We start from the raw sequence: 24,700 nt of genomic DNA on the forward strand, positions 1-24,700 counted from the left end.
AGCAACTGATGAGACGTCCAGAAAGAATATAAATGAAACAACACGCAGCCCGTAAATAAACAGATTCATTTACCACGCAACAAACCCGAAATCATTTCAGCTGATCGTTAGCTGTTTGGATTTCGGGTTTGTTTTAAGTTGTAGCTAGTCAATTGAATTAAATGCAATAACATAACACAAAAACGAGAGAAAACGCATTTTGATAAAAAAGCTGAAAACCAGCCAATTTCACTAAAAAAATCCGTTTCGTCTCAATATCAAAAGTATACTTATTAAATGAAACACAACTTCCTATAATTTATATTATGTAAACTAAATTTCAAAAACGCCTATCAAGAACAAATTGCCGGTCCCCATCACCCAGATCTATCAGTTCTTGAAACCGGCTTGTCTTTATTTCAAATGCTCGTTCAAGACGCCTTCTTCCAACACTTCGAATTTATCTCCGTGCACTTTCTCGATATGCATCTCGCCCCAATGACACAAGGAATCCAAAATGTCTTGCAAGCTCCAGCCGTATTCGCTTAGTTCGTATTCGACTTTTGGCGGAACTTGGTTGTAAACGATTCGGTTGATGACTCCGTCGGTTTCCAGTTCACGCAATTGCTGCGTCAGCATCTTCTGTGTGATGTTTGGCATCAAACGCCGCAGCTCACTCGTTCTTTTCGTGCCATGCGTCAAATGGCAAAGAATCACCGTTTTCCACTTGCCGCCGATCACTTCCAACGTGGCTTCCACTGATATATTATATTTTTTCCCCATTTGCTTTCCCTCCAATAGGCACTAAAAAGTACCTACAGCACTTTAAAGTACGTACTTCCGTTTCATATTCTCAGCCCCCATACTAGCATTTATCGAACGAAATAGATCGATAAAAACATTATTGGAGGAGAAAAAAATGTCTACAACACAAAAACGAAGCAATTTCGCCCTATTGGCCTTGGCGCTAAGTGCCTTCGCCATCGGAACTACCGAATTCATCAGTGTCGGCTTGCTGCCATTGATCGCTGAAGATTTAGGGATTTCCGTCAGTACAGCTGGATTGACTGTCTCATTATACGCACTCGGCGTCATGGTCGGCGCCCCAGTGCTGACGTCGCTAAGCGCAAACATGCCCCGCAAGTCGTTGTTGCTGTGGATCATGGTTGTCTTTATTATCGGCAACCTGATCGCAGCGACGGCTTCGACGGTTGGTGTGTTGCTCGCTGCACGCATTATTTCCGCATTGGCGCATGGTGTCTTTATGGCCATTGGCGCTACGATTGCAGCGGATTTGGTGCCGGAAAATAAACGGGCCAGCGCCATTGCCATGATGTTCACCGGCTTGACGGTGGCGACGGTAACCGGCGTTCCCATTGGCACTTTCCTTGGCCAACAATTCGGCTGGCGCTTCGCGTTCATGGCGATCGTCGCCTTAGGTCTCTCCGCATTAATCGGCAATGCTTTGCTCGTACCGAGTGATTTGAGAAAAGCAGCGCGCACTACATTTCGTGATCAAGTCAAACTAGTTACCAATGGGCGTTTGCTATTGGTCTTTGCCATTACGGCGCTTGGCTATGGCGGCACGTTTGTTGTCTTTACCTATCTGTCTCCTTTGCTTCAAGAAATCACCGGCTTTGCTGCTGGGACCGTTACGATCATTCTCTTTGGGTACGGCATCGCCATTGCAGCGGGCAATACGATTGGCGGAAAACTGGCTAATCACAACCCGATTCGGGCATTGTTCTATATGTTCCTAATTCAAGCTGTTATCTTGCTGGTTTTGACGTTTACGATTCCATTCAAAATCGCCGGCTTGATCACCATTCTCTTAATGGGGTTATTCGCATTTATGAACGTTCCCGGCCTTCAAGTGTATGCGGTCATGCTAGCTGAGCGATATGTGCCGAGTGCCGTGGATACGGCGTCTGCCATCAATATCGCCGCCTTCAATGCCGGCATAGCCATTGGAGCGGTGCTTGGCGGCTCTGTGGCCGATACGATTGGGCTGATTCATACGCCTTGGATTGGCGCTATTATGGTCTTTGGTGCTGTCTTGCTGAGTGCCTGGAGCCGTCGTTTGGAACAAGGTCCAGAGCGCAAACATTCTGTAAATGCTCAAAATCCCCAATCGGCTAACTAAAATTGGGTTCCTCGCCATCCAAAAACCCCATCCTGGAATTGATTCCGGAATGGGGTTTTTCGCTATTCTATAAACTACTATTTAAACTGGTTGCTGCGTTTCATATCGCGAATAGCTTGGATCGACAACCTGACCAGCAAAATGACGCATAAGAATAGCCCTCCGTACGCCGCGGTATTTAGGTAAATTGCATAGACGGTGTCGATAAATTGCGCGATAGCCAGTAATGCGGCCGATATGAAGCCAAATGTAATTCCTGACATCAATAAGACGAACCTGGAGAATAATTGCATGACAAATCCTGAATTGTGCTTATCGGAAAACACATCGTGATGCAAAATGATTTTTCCGCCTTCTAAGCGCCGAACCAATTGGTCGATGCGTTTAGGCAATTTGGCAACTTCCGGCAAGATCAGCACCAGTTCCTCTTCCAGACGTTCTTTTGTAGCGCGTGGTTGCTTGAACGGTTTTTTCAACACCGTGGTCTTGTATTCTTTCGCGAAGCTTTTCGCTTCCGTGAACATATCGAAATTCGGATCAATGGTGTGCAGAGTGCTGTCGAGGCTAATCAATGACCTGAGCGCGATCCCCACAGACGGATAAAACGCCAAACCGAATTCACGAATAACGTCGAATAAAGAATGAATCAATTCGGCTGTGGGGATCCGATCGACATAGGAGATTTTCAGCAAAATTTCTCCAATGGCCTGTTCAAATCGAACGCCATCCAGTTTATCGCTGTTTTCCACAAGTTTGCGGACCGCATCATGAACGATGCCAGCGTCATTTTGCTGGATGCCAATGATAAAATGATTCAACGCTTCCTGTTGAGACGCCGTCAAGCGCCCGACAGAACCAAAATCAAGCAAAATCGGCTTGCCATCCGTTTCATCGATGAATATATTCCCTGGATGCGGGTCAGCGTGGAAAATACCTGAAAACAGCATCTGTTCTAGGAATGAAAATAGTACCGTGCGGCCGAATTGCTTAGGCTCGACATCAAAATGGCGGAATACAGCCTCGCCCTTCGAAATGCTTTTACCCTGGAAATACTGCATGACGATAATCGTTGAGTTGCTATATTCCCGGTAGACTTTGGGGATTTTCACGTGGTTTTTGCTGTCTTCTAAAGCATTGCTGACTTGGATCATATTGCGCATTTCGATTTCAAAATCAATTTCTTCACGCAAGCCATTGGCGAATCCAATCGCCAATTCGAGGAATCCGATATTCTGAGCCCAAGTTGATTTACTGGAAACCCATTCCGCAAATTCCAAGAGAATGTCCAAATCGTCTCGCATAATGGCACTCACTTCGGGGCGCTGCATTTTAATGATAACTTCTTCGTTGGTTTTCCTTAGCACGCCACGGTGGATTTGGCCAATCGACGCCGAAGCGAGCGGTTCTTTGTCGAGCTTTGAAAATACTTCTTCGATGGGTTGTTCCATAGATTTCCCAAGAATTTGAGTTACTTGTTCTTTTGGCAAAGGTTTTACATGTTGTTGTAGCTGACTAAGCTCTTCGATGAAAACAGGCGCAAACAAATCCGTCCGCGTCGACAGCACTTGCCCGAACTTGACGAACACGCCGCCACTTTCTTCTAACGTTCTGCGAAAAGCAACTGCCAGTTCCCGGTTATTCTCACGATGCCGTGCATATTTCAAGGTACTCGAAATGCCGTTTTTCACAGCGATCTCCAGCACTTTGCTCAAGCGCTTCTGACGTCTCCAGCGGTTGCGCAGCCGTTTCCATATAAATTTCCGGTTTGTGATGCGTTCTCCGCGGTCTCCAAGTTCAATCGGGTCGAATAATTCCAGTATTAAGTAAAAAAGCATCGAAATCATCAACATGCTGCCAATCCAAATGATGGTGCTCGTATCGGTCAACATCGTCGAAAAAGCACCATCCATGAATTCGGTATAGCGTAAATAGGAATACCAATAAACGAATGTCGTCAAGACAATGCCAAGTACAACAGATAATATGCGTTTGATGAAATTCACTTTCGCGCCCATCAGCCGGCCGCTGACAAAATAAATGAATAAGGCAATAACCAGTATTTCAGCAATCACTCGAATATAAATGAGCATTTGTGTAACTCCTTTCTCTGCACCGTGGATCCTAGCATCTATGATAGATTCAGATTTGATGAGATAAAATCACAGCCCTTCTATATAGGTAATTTCGAGACGCCGCCAAGCCCTTCCTTCTTTTTCTTAATAGCGTCTAGTTTTGCTTGTTGGCTTTTTTTATTTTTAAGTTAATACCTTATGTAGTTTATTACTTGTATTTTTATTTTACTCGTTATTCCTACCTCTTGATCCGTCTTTAAATTTCGCGTTCGGCTTGCGATTTTACTCGATTCATGAAATTTAACACCGTATTGCGGGCTGCCTTTTTGCTTCCAGCCAGCAACATCATCTTTGCTGTAACGCTGATGCCTTTATTATGTCCTTCATAAATAAACCGTGTAGTCTTCTCTGTTTCTTTCTCCAAACTGAAGGCATAACGCACTTTGAACATCTGCCCCATCTCGAAGGTCGTTTCACGGTATTTTTTGGCCGGTTCATCTACATAGGCCAGGGTTTCCACGATATACCGTTGCTGCTGTTTGCCTTCTGTATACACTTGCGCGTGTTTCGCGCCTGCTGCATCGTTTTTCCCTTCAAGCAATTCATGCGATTCCACTTTCGGCATGATGCGCTGGATGTGCTCGTCTTGAAACAATCTCCAAGTCTGGTCGATTGGCGCATTGATGACCACTTGTTCTTTCCATTTGACCATTTTTCTCATCCTTTCTTGAACTCTTTTCTACAATTTTCTCAAATGCTTACAGGCCTGTGCCAGTTCCGTTACAATGGAACCAGCAAACTGATTATGGAGTGATTTGATGAGAACCTCGACGATTCTGTTTCTTTTTCTACTGGTGATGCATTTATTGACCGTTCTGAATACCTTGCTGTTCGAAGGTAAGTTATATGATTTAGTGTTCTGGTTTAATTCTGCCTTGTTTATGGCAGCACTTGCTGTGTTTGTCTTCCGGCGCGGGATATTCAATGCTAAAGAAGCACATGCACCCACAGAAACTGCCAAAAAGCGCAAATGATTTCTCGCTTAGAAAACACCGCCAACGCTGGCGGTGTTTTTTCATCACTGTTATTTTGTCTTTGCATCCAGTAGTTCAAGGTGATCAACAGCATTATAATGCTGAATTTCCCAACGCTCGCTGGCGTAGGACAAGTGATTCATGCCGCCATTTTGCAGCCTGATGTCGCCGTCGTACTCCCCGTATGCTAATTGGCCAAGAATGGCGTTGATAACGCCTCCATGCGCCACGACGAGCACACGCTGATTGCTGAAATGTTCATGCAGCTTCGTTAACCCCTCAGATAGCCTGCCATGGAACTCGGAGGGCTGTTCCTGCCCTGGGTAATTCTTATCGGGATACAGCCCGTAACGTTCTTCTGCCGTCATGCCTTCTGCTTTTCCGAAATGTTTTTCCTGGAATTCTTTCATTTCGACAAACGGCAGCCGCAGTGTTTCATTGATGATTTCGGCGGTCTCCTTGGCGCGCTTGAGCGGGCTCGTCACAATAACGTCCCATGCTCCTCCCTCCAAATGAGATTCGCATGCCCGCGCTTGCTGCTTGCCTGTTTCGTTCAACGACACATCTGTTGTTCCTTGGATGCGCCCAAGCTTATTCCATTCTGTTTCTCCGTGCCGAATGAGGCATATTGTCGTCATTGCCTTCTACTTCCCTTCCGCTGCTCATTGCTTGATAGTTACCGGCCATCAATCTTCGCGCTTTGTTGTTTTTCGTTGTTTGCTCCAGCGCCAGAACATGATGGCTTCTCCAATGACGACGCCAATTGCACCTGCTGCGACTAAGGTTGATGTATCCGGGTCATCATTGATCAAAAATGCGATGACAACACCTACTACCAGTCCGCTTAGTAGCACGGCGTATGCATTTTCACGAGATTTTAGATAATCCACTGCCCTGCACCCTTTCTTATTGCTCTTTATCCATCTTGCCGAAAATTTCTTGAGAACGCAAGAAATGTCAGTATTCACTTGCTTACAGCGTTTGATTGTGTTGTTGGCTTTATTTTTTTATTTGCATAAACCTTATGTAATTAGTTACATTTTAAATAATTAAAAGAAAATAGAGCCCTATTCGGCTCTATTTCGTCTCCACCACAAATGAAGTCATTTTCGTTATTTGCAGCTCGCCGGTTTCTTGCCATTCGTAAAAATCGCAATAACAGTATTTCCTTTCTCTATCATTTCCGCCTTTTGAGGTCATTACTCCTTTGACTGCGCCTTCTTGTCCTTGCGCAATAACCATATCGACTGCATAGTCCATTTGCGTATAATCCTGCATTCCAAAAGCTGCATCTATTAGAGCCTGTCTACCTTTCAAAGGCATGGCCCCTACCATGATCCATACCACATCATCTGACACATGCTGTTCGATAAAATCCTTTTTGCCTTTGAAAAAAGCATCGTTGAACTCTCTTAAAAATTTACTGGCGCTGTTTGCCTCCATCGGATTCCCTCCCTATTATTCAAATCATTTCTTTTATCTTTTTTCTGAACATTCAACTTATTTTCAGTGTACTCTCTTTGCTGCACACTGCCTAGTTTATTGTATTTCTTCTATTCTTCCTCCTCTTTATTTCTTTAAGCTTGATTGTGTCATCGAGGCACGTGAATGGGTATAATGGAAAAATGCATCCATTAATTATTGGGAGGAATTATTCACATGGCCAAAAAACAATTTGTCATTACCGCCGAAGAAGGCTTGCACGCACGCCCAGCTGCAGCACTTGTCAGTGAAGCCAACCGCTTTCAAAGCGAATTGTCATTAGAATTCAAGAACCGAACCGTCAACCTGAAATCCATACTCGGCGTAATGGGGCTTGGGATCCCGACCCGCTCCACGATCATCATCCATGCGGACGGCCCAGATGAACAACAAGCTCTTATTGCGGCCAACGAGCTCTTGCTGGCCAAAGGTATGATTGATGCCGAAAGCTAAACTCCACACACATCAAAAAACCGCCATCCGGCATATACCGGATGGCGGTTTTACATTTATGCAGCAACTGTGATGTTTTTCTTTAGTAACCCGACCAAAATCGCAGTCACGAAAGAACCAATGAGAATGGCCAGTAAATACATCAAAATGCTTGTTACTCCACCGTCTACTAGACCGATGACGAATACGCCGCCGTGTGGTGCGCGTAGCCCGATATCGAATAGCATGACGAGCGCGCCTGTTGTGGCTGCCCCTGCGATCGCAGACGGGATAACCCGTGCCGGATCGGCAGCAGCAAACGGGATGACGCCTTCTGTAATGAAGCTTGCGCCGAGAACATACGCCGTCTTGCCGGCTTCACGTTCTGGCTTAGTGAATTTCTTCTTGAACATCGTCGTAGCGATGGCCAAGCCAAGTGGCGGAACCATCCCCGCTGCCATGACCGTAGCCATGAAATTGAAGTTTTGTGCGTCGAGCATCGCGATGCCAAATGTGTAAGCCGCTTTATTGACTGGGCCACCCATATCGACTGCCATCATGCCGCCAAGCAACAACCCAACCAGTACGAGGTTGGTACCGCCCAGTCCTTCCAGAAATGCAGAAATGCCGGAATACACTTGTGTCAATGGTGGATTGATGAGCATCATGACAACGCCCGTGATCAGAATACTGAACACCGGGAAGAACAATACCGGTTTTAACCCTTCCAGGCTTTGCGGAAGGCCAGAGAACGCTTTTTTCACTAGAAGCGTGACATACCCGGCAAGGAAACCGGCAATCAAACCGCCAAGGAAGCCAGAACCACCGCTTGCCCCTTCAACACCCGTGACCGTAATAGCAAGCAAGCCGCCGATCATCCCCGGAGCGAATCCAGGACGGTCGGCAATACTCATGGCAATGAATCCGGCAAGTACCGGAACCATGAGGAAGAACGCCGTGCCGCCGCCGATCGTTGATAGCATCGCTGCGAATTCATTGTATTCCGGGCTATTCGGGTCTGCAGCATTGATGCCCCAGAAAAATGATAATGCGATCAAGATCCCGCCGCCGACGACAAATGGCAGCATGTTGGAAACGCCGTTCATCAAATGCTTGTAGAATCCTGACTTTGGCTCTGTGCCAGCATCAGCATCTTTCGTGCGGTCATGTTTGTAAACAGGTGCATCTTTGGCAATAGCTCGGTCCAATAATTGATCTGTCTCATAGATGGCTTTGCCGACTTGTGTTTGAATGACCGGCTTCCCATCGAACCTCGCCATTTCCACTTTCGTGTCGGCTGCCACGATGATGGCATCCGCTTCTGCGATTTCCGCATCGCTCAGGCGGTTTTTCACACCACTCGAGCCGTTGGTTTCTACTTTCAGATTAATGCCGCGTTCTTTTGCACGGCCACTAAGCTTCTCGGCCGCCATATATGTGTGTGCAATCCCTGTCGGACAAGCGGTAACGGCTAAGATTTTGCCTCCTGCTGAATCTTGTGCACCAGCAACTGCTTGCGCATCAGCTGTTTGTTCCGGCCCCTCCACTTCCGCTTCTTTAGCGGAAACGATATCGAGCACTTGCTGTTTCGATTCGGCTTCAAGGATATTGACACGAAACTTCTCATCCATCAAGAAGGTCGCGAGGCGCGATAAAGCTTCTAGGTGATCATCGTTTGCTCCATCGGTTGCCGCAATCATGAAAAACAGCTGTGCCGGCTGCCCGTCTAAGGATTCAAAGTCGATGCCTTCATGCGAACGGCCAAACGCAATCGCAGGTTCTTTAACCGCTTTAGATTTGGCATGTGGAATGGCTATTGTATCGCCGATTCCTGTTGTGCTTTGTTGTTCGCGGGCTAAGATGTCTTTCGTGAATTGCTGTTGGTCGTTTAATTTCCCAGCACTATTCAATTGGCCAGCCAATTCGTCCAATACATCGCGCTTGGATCCGGCTTTCAAGTTTAGAATGATGGTGTTTTCCGTCAATAATTGTGTAATTCTCATTTTGTCACATCCTTTTCTTCGAATGGGGTGATGCTGACTTCAGGCAGTAATCGTTCCACATCGGCCAGTTCACATAAATCAGACCGAAACGCTGTGGCGCTTCCGCTGGCAACTCCGTACCGGAAAGCTTGTTTAGGGTCTTGGTGCTGGATATAAGAAGCGATAAATCCGGATACGAGCGAGTCTCCCGAGCCGACCGTATTCACGGCTTTACCTTGTGGCGCTTTGGCTTGGTAACGATGGTCACGGGAAACGTAAATAGCTCCCGAGCCGCCCATCGAGACGACGACATGCTGGATGCCTCTTTCCACTAATAGGCCAGCATAGTGAAAAGCTTGTAGTTGGGTAGTGATCGTCACTCCGAACATCTCTCCCAGTTCGTGTTCGTTTGGTTTAATGAGAAAAGGCTGGGTGTCGAGCAAGGCTTCAAGCGCAGGGCCTGAGGTGTCGAGTACGAAATGAATGCCGCGCTCGTGACAACTGACAGCCAGGTCTTTGAAAAATTGGATCGGCACGGATGCCGGCAAGCTGCCCGCAAGTATGAACCAGTCGCCTGCAGCCATGGTAGCCACTTTGTCTGTCAACTGCTCAAGCTGGTGCTGTTTGAGCTCCGGACCTGGCCCGTTTAATTCGGTTTCGGCTTCGGATTTGATTTTGACATTGATCCGTGTAATGTCTCCAGCATCGATAAAATCGGTTTCAATGCCTTCTGTAGCTAAAAACTCTTCAATATAACGCCCGGTAAAGCCCCCAGCATATCCAAGCGCTCGGCTCTTCAAGCCCAAACGGCTAAGCACCCGCGAAACGTTGATGCCTTTACCACCGGGGTAGTAATACACTTCCTCCGAACGGTTTAACGTACCGCTTTCGAATTTCGGCAAGTACGCTGTGTAATCGATGGATGGCGTGATTGTGCATGTGTAGATCATTGTGTCACCACCTTAATTGTTGTTTGTCGTTCGATCTCTTCTACTGTCTCTTCCGGCAAGCCGTCGATGATGAGTGCAGCCTCGCTTAAGTTAAAGATATGGGCAAAGCTCACTTGTCCGTATTTCGATTGATCCGTGAGCACATAACAGCTCTTCGCCAATTCCCCGGCCCTTCGCTTGACGGCCGCTTCTTCCGGGTCCGGTGTCGTAAAGCCATGGTCTATATGGATGCCGTTGACCCCGAGAAAACTTTTATCGAAGCGGTAACTCTCAAGTGACTGAATCGCTTGTGGGCCAACCAATGCGCCCGTCCTCGCTTTGATGAATCCCCCAGTCAGATAAGCAGTAATCCCGTGCTCGGTCAAGGCTTCCAAATGGCTCAAGCCGTTCGTGACAACGGTTACATCTTTGTCTTTTAATAAAGGAATCATTTGGGCGGTGGTTGTTCCTGCATCGATGAAAATCGCGTCCCCAGTTTGGACGAGCGACGCTGCATAGCGGGCAATCCGCAGTTTTTCCGATAAATGTTTCGCTGCTTTATCCGATAGGCTCGGCTCTGGCATATTCTGCGCAATCCGTCTCGCCCCGCCAAAAACCCGTTCTAACTTGTGCAGGTCTTCCAGTTCTGTCAAATCTCTTCGAATGGTGGATTCAGAAGCCGAGGTGAGTTCCACCAGTTCCTGAATCTTAATGCTCTGCTTTTCTTTCAAGAGATTTAAAATCAATTGATGCCGCTCCGTCGTCAGCATTCCATCACCTCTTTTTTTCTGATTAAATAGATAATACTTGAAATCGTTTACAAAATCAATCATAATCTTTCATAAGCAGTCAAATTCATTCAAAAAAGAATGAAAACCGCTCAAATACGGTCATTTAATAGGAGGAAATCAACATGGTAGAAAAACAATACACGATTACAGACGAAGCAGGCATTCACGCTCGCCCGGCATCAGCACTGGTCGGCTCCATCTCAAAATTCCAATCGAACATCACACTCGGCTTTAACGGCAAGCAAGTCAACTTAAAATCGATTCTCGGCGTCATGTCACTCGGCATTGCATACGGGTCCACCGTGACGATCGCGGCAGATGGCACAGATGAAGAACAAGCAATGGCGAAAATTGACGAAGTGCTAAAAGCAGAAGGCATTTCAAACGCTTAATACTTCGCCCCGCGGCATCTCTAGTGGATGGCATGAAAAACCCCTGAACGCCGTATTGGCGTTCAGGGGTTTTCGCATGTTTAGAACGGGTTGGTCGCCCATTGTTTCGACAAAGGGATAAAAATGCGCGGATTCAGTTTCAATTGCGACACGATGTATTCCGCGATGTCTTCTGGCTGCATGAATTTTTCTTTTTCCTGTTCGGTTTCATTGCCCGTATCAGTCATGCTTGTCACAACGCGGCTTGGCGCCATAGCGAAAACACGGATATTATCGGGACGCACTTCCTGCATCAAGGACTCGCTCATGCCGAGCACGGCGAATTTCGATGCGCTATAGGCGCTTGAGCCTTTTGTGCCTTTGAGTCCTGACGAAGAAGAAATATTGACGATATCGCCGCCTTGTTTATCGACCATTTGCGGCAGCACCGCTTTTGTCATATGAACCATGCCCATTAGATTGATATTGAGCATATTCTGCCAGTCCTCGGTTTCGAGTTCCATGAACTTGCCGTATTTCCCGACTCCTGCATTGTTGATGAGGATATCGATTGTGCCGAGTTCGCCCGTCAATTTCTCAACGGCCGCTTCGACTTGCTTCGGATCCGACACATCGGCCACCGCAAATGCAGCACGCCCGCGCAACGAGCGGATTTCTTTCGCCAGTTGTTCAATGTCTTTTTGGGTTCTTGCGATCAACCCAACGGCCACGCCTTCATTGGCCAGTGCCAGGGCAGTTGCCCGGCCGATGCCTCGTCCCGCTCCTGTAATAATTGCTGTTTTTTCCGTTAACACTTGTCCCACTATATTTTCCGCCCTTCAGGTAAATGATTTTCTCTGCCCTCATCTTTGCCCCTAAATAGGCGCCGCTAAACCGGGCGTTTATCTGAGTGGTGAATTTTTTTCAAGCGGCCTTAGTTTGGCTTGCGAAAATAATCCAGCAATCCTTGTGCACTGACGTGTAAGTCCATGTCAATATAAGGCATGACGCGGTGTTCCGGCTCAACGCCACTATCAGCTAACTGCGCCATAACCTTCAGCTCCAGACGTTTTGCCAATTGCTCCGCGGATTCATCGTGTTGATAGGCTGCAGCTCCCGCTTCCACAAACACCTCGAGCCATTCGAGCACTTGGCCGAGCGCTGCCTGAGGGTGGACCGTAGCACCATAATGTCCGAAATAAAGCACGTCGAGTTGCTGCTTTTGCATCCGTTCAATAGAAGCTCTCATCGCCGCGGGGTCGAATTGGTTCGGCGAAGTGGACGGCAAGTAAAAATCGATGTCGTCTTCGATCAACTGCGCATAGCGGATGCCCGCTGTATCTCCTGCAAATACCCCATTTGATACAGGGTCAAAAATGCCGAAGTGGTGCTTGGCATGTCCCGGCGTGTCCCAGAATTCAAGCGTGCAGTCTGGACCGATGCGCAAGACATCGCCCTCTGTTTTCACTTTGATGCGGTGTTCCGGCACCGGGACAATCGGATGAAACAAATCATCGAATTTGTCTCCGTATACGGCGCGTGCCCCAGCGATCAGTCGGCTCGGGTCTGACAAATGCCTGGCACCTTTCGGATGGACAATAAGCGTCGCATTCGGACAGTCTTGTAATAATAAGCCCGCTCCTCCAGCGTGGTCGAGATGGATGTGTGTCACGATGATATAGCGGACCTCATCAAGCGAGATGCCGAGTTCTTTCAACCCTTGTTTCACATGCTCCACCGACGGGCTCGGCCCTGTTTCAATAAGGGTCAGCTGCTGTTCCATGAGGACGTAGCTGCCTGTTCGCTGTTCGAGGGCAAGATCGAAACCATCGATTAGCTGAATGCGGTCGTTCACCCTGTTGATTACCATGCAAGCACCCCTTTCTATTTGTTTTCAGTCTACCAAAGCCGGTGCTTGCCCTACAACTCGGCACATAAAAAGCCGCCAAGGATCCTTGGCGGCACTTTGATCAATTGCTCGACGGTCGATAGGAAGTCAACGGGATGTCTTCGTATGTTTCAGGATCCAATGAATAGACGCTGTCATCAGCCACACTTTCTACAATGCCTGTCAAGCCGCGCTCCACCGATTTGACCAATTGCCCCTTTTCTTTTTGCCCGAGCGACTGGGTTTGGCCGCGCACTTCAAACAACACGGTGCCGCTGCCATTCAATGCATAGCTACCAAGCGCTGTGCCCGGCAAATCGAGCCCTTGCGAATAAAGCGAGATATTGGTGAATTTCGAATTGCCGTAGGATTGCAGTTCCTCATACGCCGCCACATTCAACTGGCGTGAAAAATCATAATCGTATTGGTCTGCATAGTCGCTGTATTTCGCCCCTTCAGCACTGGATGGGTCCGGAACGAATTGGGCCGACAGCGATAAAGTGACTGGATCTGGCGTGCCATCGACGTAATACATCCCTTGGTGATGCAGGTCGATAAAGACATCAACAGTGCCATATTCCGCTTGCAGCGATTTATAGACGTCGCGTGAAACTTGGGCTTCTTTTGTGATAAACCAGCCCGGTTCGCTCGATGCGCCAGGAAAATCTTCAGCTTGTGGCACATAGTCCAGGTCTGGGTTAAAGTCGCGGTTAACATCAAATCCTGGATTAGCGCCGTAATCATAGCTTTGGCTGACGCCGCGGTCCAAATAATTCCAAGATGGGGAAGCTGCAGAGAGTTCCGGGTAATCTGCCACGACATCACTCCACGTCATGCTATTGCGGCGCTTATCTCCTTCTGATGCATCTGGGTTCATCATCGGCATAAAGACGATCGTCACTTCATCGCGCAAGGCTTTCGCCGCTTTCGAATTGCCGGATAGGGTTTTTAACATATTCAGAATGGCCACGGTTCCTGTTTTCTCGTTGCCGTGGATCTCGCTTTGGATCAGCAGTACTTTATCGCCTGTCCCGACAGTTGCCGTATAAATGTCGCGGCCTTCGAATGATTGGCCTGCGACATCGACCGCAACCGCTCCTTTGCTAGTGGCTTCAATGCGTTGGAGTTCTTTCTGCAATTCCTGATAATCGATAAAACCAGAAATGGCATTGTCGTGATGGTGTTCTGTCGGCTGTGCAGGTTCTGCTGCTTGTACCGGCATCGCAAGCATTGCACAAACCCCGGCCATGGTCATTGTTTTGAATATGTGTCGTTTCACTATCCCCACTCCTTTTCTTTGAATAGGCCGAGTATAGCAAAGCTTGTTAGGCTTGCCTATAGTTGTCAGAAATTTCAGTGCTTTGGATATATAATCCATGAAGCTTGGGAGCTCTCGCTCGTTACCATTGCCAGGGGGCAAATCTCGCGTTTGTTACTATTCATCATTTCGTAAGGCGAAATACCTGCATAGACCTGTTGGCTACTAAGATCGCTGGCCTTACAGATTCAACCACCCCCCCTAATTAAACCCGTGCGTTTTGGTTTCGCTATCGACGGGGTTCAGCTACAGTTAGGACATAATCTTAGAACGGAGGTTTTCTAAATGAAAGATTCCCAAGCTTTACAAGACAGTACCAGCTGGTCGCAAGATATGGTGCGGAGCACGTTGCCAAAACGAACGCAAAACGGCCACAAAGGCACGTTTGGCACAGCCTTATTGGTTGCTGGCGGTCCAGACATGCCCGGCGCCGCCTTGATCTCAGGGCTCGGCGCGTTGACTAGCGGCGTGGGGAAACTGGAAATCGGCACATATCGGGAAACGATCCAAAGCATTGCTCATGCAGTACCGGAAGCGACTTACGTGCCGGATGCGCTGGTCCAGATCGCTAATGGCAGCCATTCGCTCGCATCTTACAAAGCCATTGCTTGCGGCCCTGGAACAGCGCCCGATGCTTTGACCGAAGCGGCGATTGACAAATTACTGAAGGCTCCACTCCCGCTTATACTAGATGCTGGTGCATTGAGTGCGCGCAGCTATGCCAAGAGAAGCGCTCCGATCATCTTGACACCGCATGCCGGCGAACTCAGCCGGATCTCCGGATATTCCCTTGAACAGATCACCGAAGCCCCCGGAGCCTGCGCCTCAGCATTTGCTGAAAAGCATAGCTTGACTATTGTCTTAAAGGGCCCGCGCACCACGATCGCTTTTCCCGACGGCGAACGGTTTCACAATCCAACAGGCAATGCCGCACTGGCCAAAGGCGGCACGGGCGATATGCTGACAGGTATGATGCTCGGCATGCTGTGCTGCCACGACAACTGGCGGCACGCAGTGTTGAATGCGGTCTACTTGCACGGGGCGTGTGCAGACGAATTCGTTAAGACCCGCTCTCCCCATACGATGCTTGCGCATGATATCGCAGGACTGTTGCCGGAAGTATGGAAACAATACGAGTGAGCCAATGTTCGAAAAGTCGTCACATGCGTCAAAGCCCGGTTGCACACGGGCTTTGGCTATTTTATCGCACTGAAACGGCCGGCCCATGCGGTGCTCAGAAACGCAGAACCGTTGTACTTTCCGCTATAATGATAAGCAAGAGACAGCAGAACTTCTGTACAACTGGAGGTATTTTTATCATGAACAGAGACTGCAAAGGATCCAGGCAATGAGCTATGTACCGATTTTTCATTTAACTGTGCCCGCAGTATGGGTCGCTGTGTTATTGGCGGCCGCTGTAGCCAATTTATTGATGCGTGTGGCGGTTAAACAAAAAATGGGCGACTGGTACTGGAACGCTTTAGCATTTTACATCCTCGTGTGGAAGCTCAGCTACATCGTCTTTCATTGGCAGCATTTTCTAGACATGCCCTTATCCCTTCTTTATTTTAACGGCGGCCTGTATGGGCATTTGCTTGCGACAGCCTTTGTTATCGGCTATTTGCTGCTGGCACAACGAAAACAAACCGCTGTGGCAGAACAAGCGGCCGCTGCATGGTTATTGTTTTTTCTGGCATATCAATCCATCCTCCAATTCCTTGAAGCGCAGTGGGTGCAAGCAGCCTTTCAAACCATGCTCTTCATAGTAGCTATCGTATCTATCCGTATGCTAAGAACACGGCAAGACGTTCCGAACGGCTTGTTGTTTGGCGCGCTATTCACAGTGGAATTGCTCATCCTTAGCACATTCGGCCCGCTATGGACTTGGCAAAACGCAACGCTTGCCGCTGTTGTTGCGGTTACTATTGCGATGTACAGACGTTTTGAACAGAAAGGACCGAGCATATGATTAAAAAAACCATTATCGGCCTATTGCTCCTTGCAGCAATCGCCATTATTGCCATCAATTTCTTTGAAAAAGATGCACAACCAGTCGATACAAGCTCCTCTTCCGCAAACGCGCAAGACGAGTCTCTGACGGAAGGCCTGTCTGTAGGTCAGGCAGCTCCTGATTTTACGCTGACTGACCAAAACGGCGAAACGGTCAAGCTTTCTGATTACCAAGGCAAGAAAGTCATTTTGAACTTCTGGGCTACTTGGTGTCCACCTTGCCGCGCCGAAATGCCGTATATGCAAGAGTTCCACGAAAACAATGCGGACGGCGACGTTGAAATCCTGGCTGTCAACTTGACCGCGCAAGACAACGGTGATGAAGCGATCCAATCGTTCATCGATCAATTCGGCTTAACATTCTCCATTCCAATGGACGAAACCGGCAGTACCGCCCAAACGTATCAAATCCGTACCGTGCCCACCACATACATCCTCGATACGAAAGGCGAAATCGCCCAAAAAATTGTCGGCCCAATGGATGAACAGATCATGAAAGACCAGACGGACAGCATTGACTGAATTTGTCGCAAAGCTTTCGTGAACTGAGGGGTTTAAAGAAAAGCCATTTGCGGAATACTAGAAATAGGACTTGAGATGAAATGGAGGATTTATTCATGGAACTTGACTTAGCGAAAGAACAATTGCCATCGACACAATCAAAAGTAAACGACTATACACCCGACCACATCAACCAGCAAATCGAACGGGAAACAGAAGCCTCGGTCAATTACTTTAAACGCCAAGGCGAACAAGATATTCAAGAACGCATCAAAGAGCTGGATCACGAATGGGATACAGAACGCCTGCTCGAAGTGAATATGGCGTCCATCGCATTTGTTTCTTCGTTGTTGGCAGTACGTGCCAATCGAAAATGGGCTCTGCTTGCTGGGGCTTCGAGTGCCATCATCATCCAACAAGCGCTTCAAGGCTGGACACCGGCGATCGCGCTTTTCCGCCAGATGGGCATTCGCACCGTCGACGAAATCAATCGTGAAAAAAAAGCTTTGCAAAATTTATTGAATAAACCTGAATAACGCAAAAACCCCTAAGCCATTGCGCTTAGGGGTTTTTAGTTGCAGCCTCTTTATCACTTGGTACAGCGGCAATCGATTTGTTTTTCCGCAACCAGCTTTTAAACAGCCGGTGCAGCGGCAGCTCCAGTTTGAAATGTGCCCATATTCCGAAAAACATCATCAAAGCGATCAGAATCAGGCTCATGCCAATATCGCCGAGGACTTCGTGCAAGCCGACCTGGTCCATCCATTCCGAGAAAACATCAAGCACTACATTGTGCACAAGGTAAAGCGCAAAAGCGGCGTTTCCAAGTTGATGAAACAGATTAGGCATGGTGACGTCCTGCTTCAAATCGACCACACCTAGGCCGATCAACAATAGCATGATGGAGAGACTAGCACTCATTTCAAAGCTCATTGCCATAAACGGATTCAACGCATTCATCCAAGTTACCGGAAAACCAATCAGCCCAAATAAAATGAATAAATATGCCACATTGAGCGGAATAGCAAGATGAAGAATGAGCCACGCACAAAGCACTCCCGCAATGAACATCAAATTATAAGAAGCAAATAGAAAATCGAAGAGGAAATGGTCGATATACACAATGCCGATAACGCCAAATAGGGACAGGATTCCCCAGGCGGTAAAAAGCGCCTTTCCCATCCAACGCGGGCTCAAAAATAGGAGTGAAAACATAAGGTAAAAATAAATAGTGTATTCCAAGGACCAAGCAACGATCAAAAACGGATCTTGCCACTCCGGATTCGGGATCAGAAAGACAGAAGTCAAGATGACAGCCATATCCCGCTCCGCACCGGTCGCAAACCACGGCAACAATAACGCCAAGATCAAGAACGCCAAAGTCACAGCCCAATACAGAGGATAAATCCGGATAAAACGATTGACCAGAAAATCCGTTAATTGTCCTTTTTTACCGAACTTATGCCGGTAGATATAATAGGCCATAAAGCCGGATAATGCGAAGAAATAATAGACGCCGCCTGTCAGCGGCAAGAAAGCGAGATTCCCCATATTGAATCCGTAATAATCCATCATGGTCGTCGATAAATGATGAAGCATAACCAGTAACGGCACCAAGGCTCTAGACAATTGAATCAGCACCAGTTTTCTTCTCATCCTCTCCCCTCCTCTCTACTATTTCTCTTAACAATGTAAAAAGGCCTAAACTAATTCTTTATTATCAGAAAATTAAATTTTTTATAGAGACAATATACCATATTATAGACAAACCACAAGCATTTTTCCCCGTCCCTCGCCGGAGCTTTTTATGTGATTTCTTCGGCATAAAAAAAGCCCGGATGCCATATATGGCCCGGGTCTCTTGGTTCACTATCGTTCTTTAGCAATTTTTATACCGATTGTCTGCAAGGTTTCAAGCAATAATTGGTGCATGATAACATAACCTTTTTCATTTGGATGAATCGAATCCAGCCAAATGGACGGCACTTTCCCCATTTTCCGCGTGTTCGTAACGAAAACGCCTTTAGACCCGATCGCCGAATTCCACATTCGAAACAATAGATTGGTAAAACCGAAATACTGTACTTCTTTTTTCATCGAATTATACAAGCTATTCTGGACGATGAGTACGTCTCTATTGCTTTGTTGGATGGATCGATAAATTTCCAATAAATTGCGCCGGTATTTCTTTTTGAGGGGAACAAACTGGCGGACTAGCTCGCTTGCCCCTCCGCCTCGGTATTGACGCAGCAAGTCGTTGCCGCCGATATTCAACAACACCAAGTCCGCTTGAGCCAATTCAGCCTGCCAATGATTAGCCCGTAGCCTCTCGACAAGGCCGTCACTTGTCAATCCGTTCACTCCGAAGTTCAACACTTCACTGTCTGGAAAACTGTCTTCTAAATGTCTCGCGATCCCGCCTTTTGTCCCGTAGCCATATGCGACGGAATCACCGAGAATGACAATTTTATCTATATGACGCGGCTGTGCCGCATTGCGCCGTTTGCGTAGGAATGCCTTTTGGAAAAAAGCACTCGGTCGGAAATTTTTGCCCAATCTTCTGCACGCCCCCTTGCTATCGTATCCCTCCATTTTAACATATTTCCCTGTTTCTTTCCGTTTTCAGGTTTCGATGCATAAGCTTTAGGGCTTAGCGGGTATGGACAATTAAAGCATAAAGGAGGAATGTAGATGGATCTGCTGTATCTTAGCATTGGCATTGGCATCGTCATTGCTGTTCTCACTTTGACCGATTTTATCTGGACAACGTTATGGGTCGACGGTGGTGCAGGGCCATTAACCCGCAAACTCACTTCCGTCTACTGGACGCTCCACAAAAAAGTAAGCCAAAACAATTCCGCATTCCTAAGCCTTGCAGGGCCGATGTTTCTAATCATTACCTTAGCAACTTGGATTTTCCTATTGTGGGTGGGATGGACTTTTATATTTGCGAGTTCTAATATGATCGTGGATACAAAAGACGGCGGCCCGATGTCTTGGATTGAATACGCTTATTATGCAGGATATTTGATTTTCACCCTCGGCAACGGCGAATTCTCTCCAGACGATGGCATCTGGCAAATTGTCACGATTTTTGCGACCGGTACCGGCATGCTATTTATTACTTTTGGCGTGACGTATTTGCTGCAAGTGTTGAGTGCTGTTTCGCAAAAACGCTCGCTCGCTTCTAGTATCAGTGGCATTGCCATCGATCCTGCTTCTTTCGTCAACACTGCATGGAACGGGGAAAATTTCGACAACCTCAATCTCTTGCTCGATACTTTCTCAAACGAGTTAAGCCATGCCGTGTCAAAATACAACGCCTACCCTGTGCTCCATTATTACCGCAGCTCCACACACAACCGCTCTTTACCGGTTAATATCGTGGTGCTAGATGAGTCGTTAACCTTCTTAAAATACGGAACCCCAAAAGAAATTCAACCGAATGCCTTATTGATGCAGGAACTCTCCAGCACCATCACTAGTTATTTGGATACCTTGCATAGCTCATCCATCGATGCATCCATTGTTGTGCCTCCCCATCAAGTATTAGCGAACTTGGATCGATCAATCCCAACAATTGATGCAGCAACTTACGAACAAACAATGGAGTCACTTGAACGGCGCAGACGAAAGCTTCTCGGGCTTCTTGAAATGACCGGAGAGCGCTGGCCTGGCACACAAAATGACTCCAAATGAATGACTAGTTTAACTCTAAAAAAATTCTTCAACAGCACATGGGCAAAAAACGCGTAGTTGTAGCGCTTTTTTGCCCATGTGCTGTTGTTGTTGTTATTTCCAAAAAACTTGAAGATGGTGTTTCGTTTTAAAAAATTCAGGGAACAATTTGAAGGACGAGATTTTGAAATTGGAGGCTATTTCATGCAGACAACAATTCCTGCTTTATTGACAAAAGAAGATTTCACAAACCGCACCGACTTGCCCGACTGGTTGCTGCGCGAATACAAGACCTTTCATGAGACAGTGACCGATAAGACCTTTCCGTGTTATTTCGGTAGAAGCGGGGAATTAAAAGGCGAGCTGCGCTATGCATACATAAGCCAGGAAGATTGGTCAAACTTGCCTGGAGCCGTGGCGGAATTTTTGACCTTATTCGAAGACCCAAAACATAAGCGCCATGGCTTGTTTGTGTTTGTGGAGCCTTTCGAATCCGAAGGGCCGCTGAATGCTTACCGAGAACAGTTCTGGGAGATTCTCCAGTATCTTCATGATATGGATGATACCGAATGGCCAGAACAAGCACCACGCGATCCTGATCATTATTTATGGGATTTCAACTTCAAAGGCGAACCCATTTTCATCTTCGGCAACGCGCCTGCCTACAAACAACGCCGCACCCGCCACCTCGGCAATTCGATGGTGCTCGGTTTCCAGCCGAGAAGAATCTTCGAAGGGCTGACCGGGACTGAAAAAGGCGGCATCATGTCGCGCGAGAAGGTTCGGGAACGTGTCGAAAAATGGGATGAATTGCCGACCCACCCAGACATCAGCCATTTCGGCGACCCAGAGCATAATGAATGGAAGCAGTTCTTCATCGGGGATGATGTGGAGCCGGTCAAAGGCAAATGCCCATTCTCTCATAAAGAACTTTAACCATTAAAAAGCGTCCGTACAGTTTTCCTGTACGGACGCTTTTTTCTACAGTCAAGCTTTGTTTTTTTGCCGTTCTTTGAACTTCTTCACCGTGGTGCCCTTGTGGAGTTGCAGTTCATCCTCGGCAGCCTCACTCTCTTGTTCTTTCCCTTCAATCTGGGAAATGAGGCGATCCACCACTTGCTGGGCAAACGGCTGCGCACTGGATGGGGGTTTGACGGCCGTCAAGCCGGCTTCCTCCCCTTCTTGAGCTTCCCCTATCACCACGATGCTGATCTCTTTCGGGACTTTGAATCCTGCACTTGCCAAGGAGTTGAATAATTGCAGCCCTTCTTCATAGCTTGCCGCTACAAATGCACTCGTCGGCTTTTTGAATGAACACAATTCAGCTGCAATGGCATCGAAATCCGAGGGGTTTTGTGTCGAATGGATGCGTTTTTTACGCAGTTTCAACTGATGGTGCGCCAGCGCTTCATAATATCCTTGAAGCCGCTCGCCCTCATCCGATACATCTCCTCCCACCCAAGCGATCTGCTGGTGGCCTTTTTCAGCAAGATGGCTGGTGGCAAGAAATGCCGCTTTACGTCCATCAAATGGTTTCTCTTCGCCGGCTGTTTCTTCTGCTTGCAAGAATGCGGTAGTTTCATTTAAATACGCCTTGAATTCATCAGCCAGGCTGCCCATGCCAATCACGCCGGCTGCCCCGCTCACTAAAGCTTCGCTGTCTTCCATCGATTCACCGCCAGTCAAAGCATGAGCCACCAACCGGTAGCCGGACGCCTGGGCTGTTTCAGTAAATTCACGCATGCGGGAGAAATCATCAGCTGCGCAATCCTTCGAAAACAGCAATATGAGTTGTTTGGAAGCTTCGGGGGGCGCCGCATGAGGCGTGCTGGCATTCCCATAATCCAATTCGGCAAGGGCCTGCATCACTTTGTCATAAGTTTCCTTCTTAACTTGCTCAGGCCGGTTCAATACGCGAGACACTGTCGTTTGAGAGACTCCTGCATGTCTTGCCACTTCTGTAGTCGACACCATTTTCATCATCCTTCCTATTCATTCATTCGTTGAATACACTATACCACATCAAAACAAGATATTCACCCGGACATTCAATATCACATTCCCTCGCAGAAGTTTGGAAGCCCTTTTCAAACAGATACTGACTAATTTATTTATGAATAAAATTATTCATAAATAAATTCTTGTTGAAATGAATATCAATTATTCAATTCAAAAAAACAACCCCAGAACAGCTCTAGGCGACTCTTCTCAAGTGAATATTATTTATTCACACTAGTAGTGAATAACCAAAAATAAAAAAGCGTGCAGCAATCGCTGCACGCCTGAGTCGTTATTCTTCCATAAAGAAATTATTTCTATGCCACCTGAAATAAGGAATATTTGCCTCATCCGCTGCGATGCGCAAGTTTTTCTTCAAGCCATAACGGCCCGCTAGTGGTTGGAGCTCTGCTGACATCCTAAGCGTGCCGGCTCCGGTAAAGGAAATCTGCCCGCTTTCATAAAGCGCCGCATGGTTGGCGCATAATAACACGCCATTCGCAGGATCGATTCGCTCTGCATCATTGCTGTCTTTCCACGCTTTGCTATATGCCGCTTTTAGCAGTGCGGGATTATCAAGGCCGCAAATGGCGCATTTATTCCCCCAGCGTTCCAGCTGCAATGCTTTAAACTGGCTTTTCAACTCCCTGAATTTAAGCCGCATCAAGTATTCAGAATCCATCATCCAGGCAGTCAAGGAATTGTATTTTTCCTCACGCACGGCATCGTAAACAAATTCCAATTGCTCGATATTGCGCCATTTTGAAGACGATAATAATTCTAAGAACACCAATGCTAATGATTCATTGCACGGGTATAGATACCCTGAGTTGCCATTGCCGTCCGGTTGAAAAGCGGAATACTTGATTGGCAAGTGTTGAGCCACGATCTTGATGCAAGACGCAATTTCCAATGGGTCGTCAAGTTCCAAGTATTCACAAGGCGCAAGCCATTCAGCTTGTGGCGTCCCTTCCGACTGAACGCGCGCATCTTCTTGTATGGTGCCAACCGCAACGAGCGCGCCCCTGACATAATGGAAGGTGCGGTCCCCTTTTTGCAGCGAGTTGACCCGCTCCCATGAGTGCGGCGTGGCTCCCGATTTATCTTTCATAGGCGCCCGGACTATCCCAAGGCGCTTTTCTTCTCTATAGGTTTCCCCCTGCATGACGATGTAGCTATTCATTACGTGCCTCCTGACAATTGCTTTCTTCTATTCTACCATCATTTCGCCGTTTCCGCGCGGGCGCACGGCAAACTAAGCGAACGGCGGGCAAGAAAAAACTATCCCCTAAAAGAGAATGGCTATTAAACTGCGCGTGCGATCCGGCCAGGCGCAGCCGCTTTATACCAGCTATAGCAAAAAAGGACGATGAGTGCCAGGTCGATGCCGTCTCCGCCATAATACATGATCAATGCCCCCATTTCCCCATCCCTGGTCGCAACTCCAGTGGGCGGCGCGGCGTAAAGGGTTTTCGCCAACACTTTATGCGCCGCAAGCGCCACTATGAGGACGACAGCGCGCAAACGGAAGGAATGCCGGTGAACTGTCAAGTCTGCGTATAGAATGGACCAAGTGAATACATAACCGGCCAACAACATATGAATATGAACCAATGCATAAACCCATACTGACTGGTGCATCCATACGAATAAATCCGTACGGTAGAGAATTAATAATCCCCCGAAATTCAACAATGCGGTCATGACGGGGTGGCTGACGATTGAAATGTACCGGCTATTCAATAGACGACTCAAATGCCGAGCAGGCTTTATCGGCAAGCTTCTCATCAATAATGTCAATGGTTTGCCGTATAGTAATAATAAAGGGGCCAGCATGCCGAGCAGCAAATGCCCTGCCATATGGGCGGAAAAACTTCGATGTGCCGCGTCCGCTAAAGGACCCACCAATGAAATGCCGGCTGCTGCCACGCCACTAAACCAAAACAGGTAACGGCGCAGTGGCCATTGTTTATAGCGTCTATTGGTCCAGGCGGCAAGCGCCGTATACAATAGTAACGACCCAGTGAGCACTACAACCGCTGCCAGCGGAAACCCAAACGCTGCGGGGCTAAGGTGATGATGTAGCATCGCT

General features: G+C 47.6%; 27 protein-coding genes. 10 read left to right on the forward strand and 17 right to left on the reverse strand.

The features are described from left to right. Positions 1-393: 393 nt before the first annotated feature. Entirely contained in the window at positions 394-762 is a 369-nt protein-coding gene (locus BBI11_RS08525) for a winged helix-turn-helix transcriptional regulator (protein WP_068462368.1), read from the reverse strand. A gap of 136 nt (positions 763-898) precedes the next feature. On the opposite strand from BBI11_RS08525, the gene BBI11_RS08530 reads away from it, so the two are divergent. After that, positions 899-2,122, forward strand: coding sequence for an MFS transporter (locus BBI11_RS08530; RefSeq protein WP_068462370.1), 1,224 nt, complete (start codon positions 899-901; stop codon positions 2,120-2,122). 77 nt (positions 2,123-2,199) lie between these two features. Here BBI11_RS08530 and BBI11_RS08535 read toward each other — a convergent pair whose 3' ends face one another. Continuing rightward, complete coding sequence (locus BBI11_RS08535) at positions 2,200-4,212, reverse strand: ABC1 kinase family protein (protein WP_068462372.1); 2,013 nt, start codon at positions 4,210-4,212, stop codon at positions 2,200-2,202. Between the two features lie 238 nt (positions 4,213-4,450). After that, entirely contained in the window at positions 4,451-4,906 is a 456-nt protein-coding gene (locus BBI11_RS08540; RefSeq protein ID WP_068462375.1) for an SRPBCC family protein, read from the reverse strand. Between the two features lie 106 nt (positions 4,907-5,012). Here BBI11_RS08540 and BBI11_RS08545 point away from each other — a divergent pair, with 106 nt between their 5' ends. Further along, positions 5,013-5,228: a hypothetical protein gene (locus BBI11_RS08545; protein ID WP_068462377.1), complete on the forward strand. Its 216-nt coding sequence runs from the start codon at positions 5,013-5,015 to the stop codon at positions 5,226-5,228. A 50-nt stretch (positions 5,229-5,278) separates the two neighbouring features. On the opposite strand, the gene BBI11_RS08550 is transcribed toward BBI11_RS08545, so the two are convergent. The 3 genes from BBI11_RS08550 to BBI11_RS08560 all read right to left on the reverse strand — a co-directional run bounded on the left by BBI11_RS08550 (position 5,279) and on the right by BBI11_RS08560 (position 6,671). Then, entirely contained in the window at positions 5,279-5,866 is a 588-nt protein-coding gene (locus BBI11_RS08550) for a histidine phosphatase family protein (RefSeq protein ID WP_068462380.1), read from the reverse strand. A 48-nt stretch (positions 5,867-5,914) separates the two neighbouring features. Then, complete coding sequence (locus tag BBI11_RS08555; protein ID WP_068462382.1) at positions 5,915-6,118, reverse strand: hypothetical protein; 204 nt, start codon at positions 6,116-6,118, stop codon at positions 5,915-5,917. A gap of 187 nt (positions 6,119-6,305) precedes the next feature. After that, entirely contained in the window at positions 6,306-6,671 is a 366-nt protein-coding gene (locus tag BBI11_RS08560; RefSeq protein WP_068462384.1) for a nuclear transport factor 2 family protein, read from the reverse strand. Positions 6,672-6,887: 216 nt separating this feature from the next. Between BBI11_RS08560 and BBI11_RS08565 the strand changes: the two genes are divergently transcribed. Further along, positions 6,888-7,163 carry an HPr family phosphocarrier protein gene (locus tag BBI11_RS08565; RefSeq protein WP_068462387.1) on the forward strand — a complete coding sequence of 92 codons (276 nt, stop codon included), beginning with the start codon at positions 6,888-6,890 and terminating at the stop codon, positions 7,161-7,163. Positions 7,164-7,219: 56 nt separating this feature from the next. On the opposite strand, the gene BBI11_RS08570 is transcribed toward BBI11_RS08565, so the two are convergent. From BBI11_RS08570 to BBI11_RS08580, 3 genes are read right to left on the reverse strand one after another with little or no spacing between them, the layout of a single operon-like run. After that, positions 7,220-9,145, reverse strand: coding sequence for a PTS fructose transporter subunit IIABC (locus BBI11_RS08570; protein WP_068462388.1), 1,926 nt, complete (start codon positions 9,143-9,145; stop codon positions 7,220-7,222). Then, positions 9,142-10,074, reverse strand: a complete 933-nt coding sequence (gene pfkB, locus BBI11_RS08575) for a 1-phosphofructokinase (protein WP_068462390.1) — start codon at positions 10,072-10,074, stop codon at positions 9,142-9,144. Before pfkB ends, BBI11_RS08570 begins: the two co-directional genes overlap by 4 nt. Beyond that, a complete protein-coding gene (locus tag BBI11_RS08580; RefSeq protein ID WP_068462393.1) occupies positions 10,071-10,823 on the reverse strand; it encodes a DeoR/GlpR family DNA-binding transcription regulator in 753 nt (250 codons plus the stop codon). The genes pfkB and BBI11_RS08580 overlap by 4 nt, the downstream gene beginning before the upstream one ends. Positions 10,824-10,966: 143 nt before the next feature. Here BBI11_RS08580 and BBI11_RS08585 point away from each other — a divergent pair, with 143 nt between their 5' ends. Continuing rightward, entirely contained in the window at positions 10,967-11,236 is a 270-nt protein-coding gene (locus tag BBI11_RS08585; protein ID WP_068462395.1) for a phosphocarrier protein HPr, read from the forward strand. Between the two features lie 80 nt (positions 11,237-11,316). Here BBI11_RS08585 and BBI11_RS08590 read toward each other — a convergent pair whose 3' ends face one another. From BBI11_RS08590 to BBI11_RS08600, 3 genes are all read right to left on the reverse strand, one after another. After that, complete coding sequence (locus tag BBI11_RS08590) at positions 11,317-12,039, reverse strand: 3-ketoacyl-ACP reductase (protein ID WP_068462399.1); 723 nt, start codon at positions 12,037-12,039, stop codon at positions 11,317-11,319. 110 nt (positions 12,040-12,149) lie between these two features. Continuing rightward, positions 12,150-13,085 (reverse strand): MBL fold metallo-hydrolase, encoded by a 936-nt coding sequence (locus BBI11_RS08595; RefSeq protein WP_068462401.1) that lies wholly within the window; start codon positions 13,083-13,085, stop codon positions 12,150-12,152. 100 nt (positions 13,086-13,185) lie between these two features. Continuing rightward, positions 13,186-14,325 (reverse strand): M14 family zinc carboxypeptidase, encoded by a 1,140-nt coding sequence (locus BBI11_RS08600; protein ID WP_237150344.1) that lies wholly within the window; start codon positions 14,323-14,325, stop codon positions 13,186-13,188. A 381-nt stretch (positions 14,326-14,706) separates the two neighbouring features. On the opposite strand from BBI11_RS08600, the gene BBI11_RS08605 reads away from it, so the two are divergent. From BBI11_RS08605 to BBI11_RS08620, 4 genes are all read left to right on the forward strand, one after another. Beyond that, on the forward strand, positions 14,707-15,561 hold the full coding sequence (locus BBI11_RS08605; protein ID WP_068462403.1) for an NAD(P)H-hydrate dehydratase: 855 nt from the start codon (positions 14,707-14,709) through the stop codon (positions 15,559-15,561). Positions 15,562-15,769: 208 nt separating this feature from the next. Further along, entirely contained in the window at positions 15,770-16,390 is a 621-nt protein-coding gene (locus tag BBI11_RS08610; RefSeq protein WP_068462404.1) for a hypothetical protein, read from the forward strand. Next, on the forward strand, positions 16,387-16,953 hold the full coding sequence (locus BBI11_RS08615; protein ID WP_068462406.1) for a peroxiredoxin family protein: 567 nt from the start codon (positions 16,387-16,389) through the stop codon (positions 16,951-16,953). Before BBI11_RS08610 ends, BBI11_RS08615 begins: the two co-directional genes overlap by 4 nt. Positions 16,954-17,048: 95 nt before the next feature. Then, on the forward strand, positions 17,049-17,468 hold the full coding sequence (locus BBI11_RS08620; protein WP_068462408.1) for a DUF2892 domain-containing protein: 420 nt from the start codon (positions 17,049-17,051) through the stop codon (positions 17,466-17,468). Between the two features lie 25 nt (positions 17,469-17,493). Here BBI11_RS08620 and BBI11_RS08625 read toward each other — a convergent pair whose 3' ends face one another. After that, complete coding sequence (locus BBI11_RS08625) at positions 17,494-18,588, reverse strand: acyltransferase family protein (protein WP_068462411.1); 1,095 nt, start codon at positions 18,586-18,588, stop codon at positions 17,494-17,496. Between the two features lie 213 nt (positions 18,589-18,801). Beyond that, the gene (locus BBI11_RS08630) at positions 18,802-19,488 is read right to left on the reverse strand and encodes an SGNH/GDSL hydrolase family protein (protein WP_068462413.1); all 687 of its coding nucleotides are present in this window, start codon (positions 19,486-19,488) and stop codon (positions 18,802-18,804) included. A 135-nt stretch (positions 19,489-19,623) separates the two neighbouring features. Here BBI11_RS08630 and BBI11_RS08635 point away from each other — a divergent pair, with 135 nt between their 5' ends. Together BBI11_RS08635 and BBI11_RS08640 are read left to right on the forward strand one after the other, a co-directional pair. Continuing rightward, positions 19,624-20,631, forward strand: a complete 1,008-nt coding sequence (locus BBI11_RS08635) for an ion channel (protein WP_068462415.1) — start codon at positions 19,624-19,626, stop codon at positions 20,629-20,631. A gap of 183 nt (positions 20,632-20,814) precedes the next feature. Further along, a complete protein-coding gene (locus BBI11_RS08640) occupies positions 20,815-21,546 on the forward strand; it encodes a YqcI/YcgG family protein (RefSeq protein ID WP_068462417.1) in 732 nt (243 codons plus the stop codon). Between the two features lie 51 nt (positions 21,547-21,597). On the opposite strand, the gene BBI11_RS08645 is transcribed toward BBI11_RS08640, so the two are convergent. The 3 genes from BBI11_RS08645 to BBI11_RS08655 all read right to left on the reverse strand — a co-directional run bounded on the left by BBI11_RS08645 (position 21,598) and on the right by BBI11_RS08655 (position 24,696). Further along, entirely contained in the window at positions 21,598-22,593 is a 996-nt protein-coding gene (locus BBI11_RS08645) for a LacI family DNA-binding transcriptional regulator (RefSeq protein WP_083389046.1), read from the reverse strand. A 307-nt stretch (positions 22,594-22,900) separates the two neighbouring features. Beyond that, positions 22,901-23,791, reverse strand: coding sequence for an HNH endonuclease (locus BBI11_RS08650; RefSeq protein ID WP_068462421.1), 891 nt, complete (start codon positions 23,789-23,791; stop codon positions 22,901-22,903). 122 nt (positions 23,792-23,913) lie between these two features. Further along, entirely contained in the window at positions 23,914-24,696 is a 783-nt protein-coding gene (locus BBI11_RS08655; protein WP_068462422.1) for a cytochrome c oxidase assembly protein, read from the reverse strand. Between the last annotated feature and the right edge of the window lie 4 nt (positions 24,697-24,700).

Source organism: Planococcus maritimus, assembly GCF_001687625.2.
Classification (GTDB): Bacteria; Bacillota; Bacilli; order Bacillales_A; family Planococcaceae; genus Planococcus; species Planococcus maritimus.

Bases quoted from the DNA above. Each gene is read 5' to 3' on its own strand.
- BBI11_RS08615 (WP_068462406.1), top strand. From the start codon at position 16,387: ATGATTAAAAAAACCATTATCGGCCTATTGCTCCTTGCAGCAATCGCC.
- BBI11_RS08645 (WP_083389046.1), bottom strand. From the start codon at position 22,593: ATGATGAAAATGGTGTCGACTACAGAAGTGGCAAGACATGCAGGAGTC.
- BBI11_RS08605 (WP_068462403.1), top strand. From the start codon at position 14,707: ATGAAAGATTCCCAAGCTTTACAAGACAGTACCAGCTGGTCGCAAGAT.
- BBI11_RS08570 (WP_068462388.1), bottom strand. From the start codon at position 9,145: ATGAGAATTACACAATTATTGACGGAAAACACCATCATTCTAAACTTG.
- BBI11_RS08525 (WP_068462368.1), bottom strand. From the start codon at position 762: ATGGGGAAAAAATATAATATATCAGTGGAAGCCACGTTGGAAGTGATC.
- BBI11_RS08560 (WP_068462384.1), bottom strand. From the start codon at position 6,671: ATGGAGGCAAACAGCGCCAGTAAATTTTTAAGAGAGTTCAACGATGCT.
- BBI11_RS08610 (WP_068462404.1), top strand. From the start codon at position 15,770: ATGAGCTATGTACCGATTTTTCATTTAACTGTGCCCGCAGTATGGGTC.
- BBI11_RS08595 (WP_068462401.1), bottom strand. From the start codon at position 13,085: ATGGTAATCAACAGGGTGAACGACCGCATTCAGCTAATCGATGGTTTC.
- BBI11_RS08565 (WP_068462387.1), top strand. From the start codon at position 6,888: ATGGCCAAAAAACAATTTGTCATTACCGCCGAAGAAGGCTTGCACGCA.
- BBI11_RS08620 (WP_068462408.1), top strand. From the start codon at position 17,049: ATGGAACTTGACTTAGCGAAAGAACAATTGCCATCGACACAATCAAAA.
- BBI11_RS08655 (WP_068462422.1), bottom strand. From the start codon at position 24,696: ATGCTACATCATCACCTTAGCCCCGCAGCGTTTGGGTTTCCGCTGGCA.
- BBI11_RS08535 (WP_068462372.1), bottom strand. From the start codon at position 4,212: ATGCTCATTTATATTCGAGTGATTGCTGAAATACTGGTTATTGCCTTA.
- BBI11_RS08540 (WP_068462375.1), bottom strand. From the start codon at position 4,906: ATGGTCAAATGGAAAGAACAAGTGGTCATCAATGCGCCAATCGACCAG.
- BBI11_RS08550 (WP_068462380.1), bottom strand. From the start codon at position 5,866: ATGACGACAATATGCCTCATTCGGCACGGAGAAACAGAATGGAATAAG.
- BBI11_RS08640 (WP_068462417.1), top strand. From the start codon at position 20,815: ATGCAGACAACAATTCCTGCTTTATTGACAAAAGAAGATTTCACAAAC.
- BBI11_RS08585 (WP_068462395.1), top strand. From the start codon at position 10,967: ATGGTAGAAAAACAATACACGATTACAGACGAAGCAGGCATTCACGCT.
- BBI11_RS08545 (WP_068462377.1), top strand. From the start codon at position 5,013: ATGAGAACCTCGACGATTCTGTTTCTTTTTCTACTGGTGATGCATTTA.
- BBI11_RS08635 (WP_068462415.1), top strand. From the start codon at position 19,624: ATGGATCTGCTGTATCTTAGCATTGGCATTGGCATCGTCATTGCTGTT.
- BBI11_RS08600 (WP_237150344.1), bottom strand. From the start codon at position 14,325: ATGCCGGTACAAGCAGCAGAACCTGCACAGCCGACAGAACACCATCAC.
- BBI11_RS08530 (WP_068462370.1), top strand. From the start codon at position 899: ATGTCTACAACACAAAAACGAAGCAATTTCGCCCTATTGGCCTTGGCG.
- BBI11_RS08580 (WP_068462393.1), bottom strand. From the start codon at position 10,823: ATGCTGACGACGGAGCGGCATCAATTGATTTTAAATCTCTTGAAAGAA.
- BBI11_RS08625 (WP_068462411.1), bottom strand. From the start codon at position 18,588: ATGAGAAGAAAACTGGTGCTGATTCAATTGTCTAGAGCCTTGGTGCCG.
- BBI11_RS08650 (WP_068462421.1), bottom strand. From the start codon at position 23,791: ATGAATAGCTACATCGTCATGCAGGGGGAAACCTATAGAGAAGAAAAG.
- pfkB (WP_068462390.1), bottom strand. From the start codon at position 10,074: ATGATCTACACATGCACAATCACGCCATCCATCGATTACACAGCGTAC.